Source organism: Okeania sp. SIO2F4, assembly GCF_010672385.1.
In the GTDB taxonomy this organism is placed as follows: domain Bacteria; phylum Cyanobacteriota; class Cyanobacteriia; order Cyanobacteriales; family Microcoleaceae; genus Trichodesmium.
This window is the reverse complement of record NZ_JAAHGT010000290.1, coordinates 1-10,300: the sequence shown is the minus strand read 5'-3', so window position 1 is coordinate 10,300 and position 10,300 is coordinate 1. Positions and strand designations below refer to the sequence as shown.

Sequence of the window (10,300 nt, the reverse complement as noted above, 5' to 3'; positions counted from 1 at the left end):
CGTTTTTGCCCACCACAGCTCTTTGTTCCCAATGCTGTATTAAACAACCCATCTTCCCCACGCTCGACATTAAATGAGTCAATTAATCCAGTATGGCTATTGTAAGCAAAGACTTGCCAGCGCTGTACCTCAGCTATCTGGGTAGGCAATAACAACGCCGAAAAGCGTCCCTGCTGTAAGTGGCAAACAAAGTCCAATTCTTGAGTAGGTTCAAAAAAGGGATTCCCGTTGAGATCCTTAGCCCCCAGACTATCTTTACTCCCCAGGGGTTGGGTTTTATGGCGACTGCGTTGGTACCGCACCTCCATTTTGGGCTTCAATAGGGTTCCTGCCAGGACAAAGCGGTCTACTAGCAAGGTATCCTTAACGATTGGAACGTTGTTCCCATCAATGTCAAGGACATAATCCGTCCTTTCACTATCTCCTGAAGCGCCTCCACTTTCAGTTTTGAAGACCATATCCTCATTAGTTTCAGCTATGGACTGACGGAAAATATAAACATATTTCTCATCAGTAAGCGCTTGAAAGGGAGCATCAGCAGTCAAGCGGGCAGTGCTAGAGAGGAAAGGGTCAATTTCTTCGGTTCGTAGGGTTCCTGATTCTGCTTCTTGGCGACTACCTTTCTTAACAATAGGCATCATAGTGGCACCAACTATTGCATATCCCACCTGAGAAATCTCGTTAGGAAATTCTAATTCCCTGGGATTGGCCAGCCAATAGTTCACATCCAGGGGACTATCTTGCTTGTCATCATCGAAATTCAGCACAGAGTAGTAGATGCGCCGTGCTTGGTCCATCGCCAAAGCTACAACCACACCATTATGACGGATCATAGTTGTGTGCTTGTAGGTCTTGTCGGTGTAAGTTTTGAGGAAATTTTCAGTGATAATTTTGTTGTCAGTAGTAATAGTCAAACTTAATTTGCCTTTAATTATTATCTGCAGTTAATGAGTAATATTATCATTTGGTGGAAGAAATTAAGTGTAAATAAATATCAAAAGAAATCAAGAGAATTGTAGAGGCAAGTTGAACCAAAAGCCTTGACAAATTAGAGATTTTGCTATTGAAACCCTCCCTATTATCACGTCTAGCTTGAAAATGTGGGTAAAGAGCGAGTCAATGAAGACCTCTCCCCCGACCCCTCTCCTGCAAGGAGAGGGGGGAAGTATTCTCCCCCTTCCCTACCCCCCCTTTCAAAGGGGGGCAGGGGGGATTGTTGGGGGTAGGGGGGTTAGGTTTTTGACTTTGGCCAGAGAAATGTTTTCCAATCTGTTAGCGATCGCAGAGTCTATAGCGTTTCTCTGTTGGATATAGCATCACTATTTTTTCAGCATTTTTATAAATTTTTCTGGGGTGTCTTTTGCAGAAATTTCTAAACGGATAAATTCTCTCCATGCTGCCTCATTTAATAAACTTAAAGCTGCTTGGCGATTTTGACGAGCGATCGCTTCTATAACCCCTTGCCATCCAGACTGTAAATCTTCTATATTTTTCTCTGATTTATCAACTATATTTAGCCAGGAAATTGCTTTATCAAAAATCGGTTCATCTGGTGAAATTTGTTTTGACCTCAACCCTTGAATTACTACTTTTAACCACACTGGAAAAAGTTCAATCCAATTATGATATTGTAATTCCTGAAGTGCTATTTCTGTCAGACCTAAAGCACCCCAAATACAAAGAGATTTTATAGCTAAATTAATATCCTGATTTGACACTGCTGACTCCCATAAATTCTCAGCATGAGATTGAAATCTAGCTTGTAAATATTCATAAGCTGACTTAACAGTATCAGCATTTGTGACTTTATAAGTTGTCTCTCCTCGAAAATTTCTATCTCCCCGATAAGAAAGCCAATTATGAGAGCCAGATAAATGAATTTTTCTATCTACTAATACTTCCTTAGCATGAGAATTTCCTAACCAAAATATCTGAGCTGCTGGTAAATCTTCAGGAGTTCTAATTGTTAACAATTTATCCTCCACTTTGGGCGACATTGGTTTAGTTTCTTCTTCTTGTTTTTCGGCAATTCCATATCCGATTAAAATCCACACCCCATTATTTGCTAGCTTTTGTAAAAGTTGGATAAACTCCTCATCCACTACTTCCTCTGTCACCCAAGGAGAGTAAATTAAAATCTGTTGAGTTGCTGCTTTAAGAGTAGATAAAAACTCTGGTCTAATTTGGCGATCGCGCAACAAGATAAACTCGGAATTTTTGGGTAATGTTTTCCTCCCCTTATCTCTAGTTTTCTTTATTATTTCAATTCCTTGTTGCCGAATTTTTTCCAGTCTTTCCTCAACTTTTTGGTTTTTTAATTCTAAAATTGATTCTGTTTGAGAGGCTATAGATTCAGGAGATAAACCACATAATTCATTGAGCAAAAATTCTCCCTTTTCTGTCATTTCTTGTAATTGATTTGACACCGATTCTAAAATTTTATTTCCTTCCCTTGCTTGTAAAATTAACTTTTCTTCGACCGCATCAAATATTACCAAAATAGAAATAGCTTTCCAAGTGATTTTTTCTGCATCTTTATCTACAGAAAAATTTTTAACTATTTGCCCTGATTCTGGTAAATGAATACCCAAATCAGAATCTAAAATTTGTGTTTGTAGTTCTTCAATAGTCAAATTAGCAATATCTGGAATTGTATTTTCAAAGGTTATAAATTCTGCTAAATTTGGCAGTTCTGGAGATTTAGATGTTACAGCAGAAAGTCGCCAATTAATTTCTCCAGAAACAGGGTTAGTAATAGCATAAATAATTTTATTTTCTGGCGGTTGTGGCAAGGAACCTTTTGTATAAAATTCTTTGCCTTCAGAAGTTATAGTAATTCTAGAATCTGGTGGTGTTAAAGTTAAAGTTTGTAGGGATTGAAGAGTATTAGTAGTGTTTTGAATAAATATACGATCTAACTTTAATATTTGCGCCAATTCTACTTCAGTTGGTGGAGGATTAAATTCAATACTTGCTCTGAGAATAAACTCCTCAAGAATATTCAAATCTCGTTCTTTTGTTATCTCAATTTGAACCTGGGTTTGATACAGTTGATAACAAAATTGACGGGCAGCAAAAACTGACAAACCAGGGCTATCTTTTTCAATTTTATCAGCTAAATTATTTAACTCAGAGTCGATATATTTAGTAGAAGATTGTAGAAACATTTGTCTTAATTTTGTGATAGAAACCTCTCCCCCAACCCCTCCCCTGCGAGGGAAGGGGAGCAAGATTTCCCCCTTCCCTTGTAGGGAAGGGGGGTTAGGGGGGTTAGGTTATTTCATTTTACCCGAAAGATAACTTACTAAATATATGTATTCTACTTCGATTTTATCAGCTAAATTGTTTAACTCAGGGTCAATATATTTAGTAGGAGATTGTAGAAACATTTGTCTTAATTTTGTGATAGAAACCTCTCCCCCAACCCCTCCCCTGCGAGGGGAGGGGAGCAAGATTTCTCTATTATATAAAATCCAGTTGAACAGTCGTCATTGCGACGATAGGAAGCAATCTCATAGGTTTAAGAGATTGCTTCCTTCCACTCCGTTCCAGTCGCTGCGGACGCAAGCTATAGTAATTATCCGGATTCTACATAAGAGGGTTTAAGAAGCTTAGGTTATTTTATCCGAAATATAACTTACTAAATATGTATTCTTCCCCCTTCCCTCATCCCCCCTTTCAAAGGAGGGTAAGGGGGGATAGGAAGGGGTTTGGGAGTTAGGTTATTTCTTTCAAATACAGGGAGAGGGGAGAAATATTTTCCCACTTCAGTTGCCCCCTTTAGGTTTGACCTAGAATTTTAGTCGAGATGCTCTACTAAATTAGTTAAAATAGTAGGGGTTTTGTCTCCAAATCCTACCACAAATTTCTATCAGAAAACTTATTATTCATTATGTCTCAATGTCTAAACCCAGAATGTCTAACTATTAATCCCGATAATTTTCAATTCTGTCAAAAATGCGGAAATAAATTATTACTTGTAGAACGTTATTGGGCAAAAAGTCTTCTCGGACAAGGTGGTTTTGGTCGAACTTTTTTAGCTGTGGATGAGTTTAAACCTTCTAAACCTTTTTGTGTTATTAAACAGTTTCTTCCTCAAGCTCAGGGAACAGAAACAGTGGCTAAAGCTGCCGAGTTATTTGCACAGGAAGCGGAAAGGTTGGAGTTGTTAGGAAAGCATTCACAAATTCCTGAACTTTTTGCTTATTTTTCTGTGGATAGTCGTCAATATTTAGTACAGGAATTTATTCAGGGAGAAACCCTGCAACAAGAGTTAGATAACCGTGGCGTTTTTAATGAAAGTCATATTCGAGAATTGTTAATAGATTTATTATCTGTTTTGCAGTTTGTTCACAGTCATAATGTGATTCATCGGGATATTAAACCTGAGAATATTATTAGGAGAGAGGCGGATAAAAAGTTAGTTTTGGTTGACTTTGGAGCATCTAAGATTATGCCGAAAGCTCAACGTCGGACGGCGACTGGAACGGTTATTGGTTCGGCTGAATATTGCGCCCCGGAACAGTCTATGGGAAAGGCAAAATTAGCAAGCGATTTGTATAGTTTGGGGGTGACTTGTTTGCATTTATTGACTCAGATGAATCCGTTTGATTTGTATGATGTAATGGAAATGGAATGGGTATGGCGAGATTGTTTAAATGGAAATTTTGTCAGTGATGAATTGGGTAAAGCTTTAGACCGTTTGGTGGAGCAAAAACCGAAGCAACGTTATCAGAAGATTGAGGATGTTTTTGCTGATTTAGGTTTTGGTAATTCTTCTGTTTCTGTTACTCAAGAAATTCAAAAAACTCGACGAAATTTGGTTTCTAATGATGTACCTTTGGTTTCAGCTAGAGGGGTAAACTATGAAAATTTGCGTGACTTATTAGCGGCAGGAAAATGGAAAGAAGCAGATATGGAAACTGGTAATTGTATGTTTAAACTTGCAGGACTAGAAGAGCTAGGTTATTTAAGTGAAGAAGATATAAATAATTTTCCTTGTGAAGACCTTCGCACTATTGATCAACTTTGGGTAAAATATAGTAATGGTAAGTTTGGCTTTTCTGTGCAGAAGCAGATTTATCAGAGTTTGGGTGGTACAACGAAGTATGATGAAAAAGTATGGGATGCTTTTGGCGATAAAGTTGGATGGCGTCCAGGAGGGGAATGGTTGTTTGGCTATGATGACCTGACTTTTAGTCTGAATAGAAATTATAGGGGACATCTCCCGGTGTATTGGGGTGAAGAGATAGATTTGGACGCAATAGCATTGTTTTTCTCTAGCGGAAAATATTAAACAGTAACATATAGCCGTTTCAGCCATCTGACATTCAGTTATCAGTTTTTTATAACCTATTTATCGCTCATCAAATACCAGTCTTTCCCCTTTCTACGACAGAAGTTATTGTCATTGCGAGGCGGTGATGGAAACAGTTAACCTCTAGGAATCACCATTAAAGAGCGCCGAAGCAATCTCCCATATTACAGAAGAGATTGCTTCGGGGGGTTTTGAGAGTGTGTATTAAAAAATAATTTCTTTTCCTTCCCCCCTCGCAATGACGTTATTGGTTATAGTCAGAAGTTATTGTCATTGCGAGGCGGTGATGGAAACAGTTAAAGTCTAGGAATCACCATTAAAGAGCGCCGAAGCAATCTCCCATATTATAGAAGAGATTGCTTCGGGGGGTCTTGAGAGTGTGTATGGAAAAATAATTACTTTTGCTTCCCCCCTCGCAATGACGTTATTGGTTATAGTCAGAAGTGATTGTCTATTGCGAGGCGGTGATAGAAACAGTTAACCTCTAGGAATCACCATTAAAGAGCGCCGAAGCAATCTCCCATATTATAGAAGAGATTGCTTCGGGGGGTCTTGAGAGTGTGTATTGAAAAATAATTACTTTTGCTTCCCCCCTCGCAATGACGTTGTTGGTTATACTCAGAAGTGATTGTCTATTGCGAGGCGGTGATAGAAACAGTTAACCTCTAGGAATCACCGTTAACGAGCGCCGAAGCAATCTCCCATATTATAGAAGAGATTGCTTCGGGGGATTTTGGATGCTTGAAATCAAATAATGACTTTTGCTCCCCCCCTCGCAATGACAATATGTGTCTTTATCCTTCGCAATAACTATTCTAATGCACTGTTTTAGCTGAAACAGTCTACTACTAGAGCGTTTATGACTCCCCCTTCCCTTGCAGGGAAGGGGGTTGGGGGGTTAGGTGATTAAAACATCAGAAACTTCCACCAACCCTCCTTGACTACGCACAACATTAGATACTTCTGAATACATATTTCCTACCATTCCATAATGTTGTGTAAATAACTCATGACATCCAACAATAACTAACAATTCTTGAGCGCGAGAAAAGGCAACATTTACCCGTTCTGGTTTCTTAGCAAATCCTACTTTTCCCTCCTGATTATTTCTCACCATACTCACAATAATTACTTGTCTTTCCATTCCTTGAAATCTGTCAACTGTTCCGGTTCTAATATGTAGGGATGGAAAATTTTCTGGATTAATTCTCGACTCTATTAGTCGCAACTGGGCATTATAAAATGTGATAATTCCTAATTCTTTCCTAGGCAAACCCTCGGCAATTTTAACAGACCAGGATTTTTCCATTTCACCACATAATTTTTCAATCACATCAACTTCTTTTTCATTAAAAGGCGATGTGCCTTCTTTTTGTTCCATAAAACTTTCTAACTGTGGCATTTTTACCCAGATAATATGTCGATTTTCTGGAATAATTTCACCTCCTAAATTATGGGCGCGTTGTTGGTCTGGTTCGAGAAGACCGCATTGTAAACGATGTTGATAAAATTGATTAATTGCTCCCATAATATTCGGGTGCATTCGATATTGAATGGTTAACATCTGTTTGATTTTTTCTGTTGCTGTCTCGAAGTGAGTTTTAAATAGTGACTCTTCTAAAAAATCCAGTTCTTCTTTTGTGATTTTCATCTCTTCAGCAATTTCTTCAACAGTATTATCATTGAGCATTGGTGGTAATTGGCGATGGTCTCCTACTAATACTAATTTTTTGCCTTTTAATGCGGGAATTAATATTTCTGGAGGAGTACATTTACTAACTTCATCAATTATTACGACGTCGAAACTATTAAATTCTTCGACAAAGTTTCGACTGGCAGCTTGAACGCAGGTAATACCAATAACATTGGCATTATCGAGGTAAATTTTCCTCAGATCGTTACTATCTTTTTCTGAGGGTTTTTTGAGTTTTTCTATCCAGTCTTGGATGAATTTTTGGTGTTGGTTTAACAGGGTTTCTTCTGTGTCTAATTCTTGTTGCCAGTTTTGCTGTTGAAGTTTGATTTTGTGTAAAAGTTCTATGGCAAATAATTCTGTTTCAGGAATGGTAGGTTTGAGATTTTCTGGAATTTTTGACCATGCTAATTTCCACCAGTTTCTTTCTTCAATTAAGTTGGTTGGTACTGTTTTTTCTAAGGCTGTTTGAATTTGATTAATTTCTGTTTGGCAAGATTGGAGTTTTTCTTGGGATTTATCTGCTTTTTCTTGGATGGTATTGAGTTTGTCTTGCAGAATATTGTTAATTTCTGCAAGAACAGTCAAAGGTTCTAGTAGGGGAGCGATTTTCTCAAGTTGCTCAAGGTTATTTTCCCAGGAATTTACTTTTTCGACAAAATTGGATTTATCGTTTAATACTTCTAATGGTTGCCACTCAAGATACTGTTTGATTAAATTACGAATTTCTGCGTTAACCTCTACTTGAGGATTTATCTCTTGTAATGCTTGGAGAAACTCTTGATATTTTTGCTCAAGCTTTTGACGAGAATCTTTTCCTTTTTTCTCAACTATCTCTAGTTCTTGTTTGTAGCTTTCGAGTAATTGACTATTTGCCTCTAACTGTTCCTGATTTCTCAGGATTCGTTTTTGATTTTCTTGTTTCGCAGGGAGTAAAAATTCACGGGAGTTATGGAGAATTTTATTGAAGATTTTATCTATGACTTCTGTCAAAGTCTTTGACATATTATCTGGTTCCCACGCCAAACTATATTTATGCCGATTTTTCTGGAAAAATTGTTGAATTTTTTCGACTAAGTTTTGTCGTTGGTTTTGATTAAGTTGCGGATAAATTGCAAATTCTTTAGCAAATTCTTGCCACTTTTGATAATCTCTTTCTGACAAAACTATGGGTGGTTGACTCAGACTAATCTGCAAAAATTCATCAAAACGATATTCTTTGCCTTGGATATTCTGAAAGCCACGACTTGACTCTGCGTTTAATGCTTTTTCTAATCTTTCCCAATCTGGCAAATTATTAATAGGTTGAGCATAGTCTGGCAAAAGTTGTAATTTTCTCGTTGTAGCAAGTTTAATCAAACTTTCTGGTAATCCAATTAAATCTAATTGGAAACCTTCACCGCTATCCCAACATTTTTTCAACTCCTCAAATATCCGCTCTTTACCAACTTTTATCCAAACACCTACTTCGCCAACAACTAAATCTATTTGACTTTTTTGCGTTTCTAATTCTTCTAGCTTTTTATGTATATTTTCCGAAACTACTTCTTGCTGCTGAAGCTCTTTTTTGAGCTGCTCAAACTGACTATGACTCTGTTGGTAAATCTGTAATAATTTCTCAGTTTCCGACATTACCATAACTGCCTTTTTTGCCACAGCTAAACCACTCTGAAATTCTGGCAATGAAACAGCCAAATTTTCTTGTAACCAAGCTGCTAAACCAAAAGCTCCTAATTGCGGAATTTCCCAATCAATATTTTTGGCAATATTCCGACCTAAACGCACATTCTCTACTAAATCTTTGACCGAATTTTCCTCCTGACAATAAGGTTGTAAACGAGGTAAAAAATTTCTAACCTCCTCATCTTCCCAATTAACATTAGGTGCAGAATTAAAGAAATTATCTAATCCCAATACCAAAAAATCTAATTCTTTCCTGTCAGTTTCAAATTGCAAAACCTCACCTTCTAATTCTTTCCTATTTGCTTCCAAAATATTGTGGCGATCGCTCAACTCCTGCTGTTCACTTACCCATTTTTCTTCCAACTCCAAATAATTATTAAACCTCTCAGACTCTATCAATAAATTCCGTAAAACTTCCACCCGTTGCAGTCGCTCCCGTAAATCTTTTTCACAGTCATTAGCAGTATTTTTTAACCAAGTATCAATTACTCGCTCCTCCAAAAATGGTTCCCCTTCTTCCTGCACTTTCTCTGCTTTTCCCTTACGCACGGCACGAATAACCGGGTTATGCACCAATCTACTCAAAGCATTATCAACCGCCAAATTTGCCTGAGACGCAATCAAAGTGCGACCCCCGCGCAAAGCAACTTGATAACAAATTTCAGCAATAACAGTAGTTTTCCCAGTGCCAGGTGGACCTTGAATTAAAGCCAAATCTGGAACTGCCAAAACCTTCTCCACAGCAGCAATTTGATTAGCATTACCAGCAGGCAATAATAAATCTTGAGGTTGTAGTTTGACTGCCTTTTTCGGAATTCGCGCACAGGTAGCATCAAAGAAAAATTCCCCCAAATATGGATTTTGACAGCGACCATTTTGTAAATCTTCCAGCGCTCTGCGTTTGCGTTGCACTTGAGCAATATCCCCAAAAGCGACAAAAAATAGAAACCCTTTAGACGGTATTTTATAACTCCCACGAGCAATACTTTCCACAATTTCACTATCCAACATTATCCGCACTTGACTTTTCTCCCAGTCAATAAAAGCGATCGCTCCCAACTTTTCCCCCTCTCTACCATCCCTACCTGCTGGAGAAATATTAAAAAGTTGAATATCTTGATTTTTTGCCTCGAAAAGTCGCCGTCGAAACTCAATATCGTCGATAGCACTTTCCGGTGTTCCATCAATAGTTGCCGAAGAAATATCAATTTCAAAAGTAATCTTTCTCCCTGCACTACCATAGTTGTGACTGAGAAACGCGACACAAAATTGACGTTTTTCTGCCAGACGTTGCTCTATTTCTACAAAAGTCGTCCAAATAGGAAGTTGATCCTGTGTAGGTAGGCGATCGCCAAAGAAAGGCATTTTCTGGATAGAGCGCACTGTTCCCAACGAAATCTTCTGTCGGTACTGATGTTGTGGCAACAAACGAATTTGCAAAACTCGACCAAACTCATCTGCTTCTGCTTTTTGAGAAATAAACTGCACCGATAATATTTTGAAAACCCTGTCTCCATCAACATTAACTGCTCCCCTAAGTTTCAAAGTTTTTTCCCACTCCCCATCCTCCCTATCTGTCGCCATAGTCAGTTCCCAAATTTCCTCCA

Annotated in this window: 3 protein-coding genes and 1 pseudogene; 1 reads left to right on the top strand and 3 read right to left on the bottom strand. The window is 38.1% G+C overall.

Going from position 1 to position 10,300, the window contains the following annotated elements:
- Together F6K22_RS18755 and F6K22_RS18750 are read right to left on the bottom strand one after the other, a co-directional pair.
- Window positions 1-833: pseudogene (locus F6K22_RS18755) on the bottom strand (LamG domain-containing protein); the annotation flags it as partial.
- Between the two features lie 486 nt (window positions 834-1,319).
- Entirely contained in the window at window positions 1,320-3,167 is a 1,848-nt protein-coding gene (locus F6K22_RS18750; protein WP_293101000.1) for a phospholipase D-like domain-containing protein, read from the bottom strand.
- 725 nt (window positions 3,168-3,892) lie between these two features.
- Between F6K22_RS18750 and F6K22_RS18745 the strand changes: the two genes are divergently transcribed.
- The gene (locus F6K22_RS18745; RefSeq protein WP_293100997.1) at window positions 3,893-5,296 is read left to right on the top strand and encodes a GUN4 domain-containing protein; all 1,404 of its coding nucleotides are present in this window, start codon (window positions 3,893-3,895) and stop codon (window positions 5,294-5,296) included.
- Window positions 5,297-6,215: 919 nt separating this feature from the next.
- Here F6K22_RS18745 and F6K22_RS18740 read toward each other — a convergent pair.
- Complete coding sequence (locus F6K22_RS18740; RefSeq protein ID WP_293100995.1) at window positions 6,216-10,277, bottom strand: AAA domain-containing protein; 4,062 nt, start codon at window positions 10,275-10,277, stop codon at window positions 6,216-6,218.
- Window positions 10,278-10,300 lie beyond the last annotated feature (23 nt).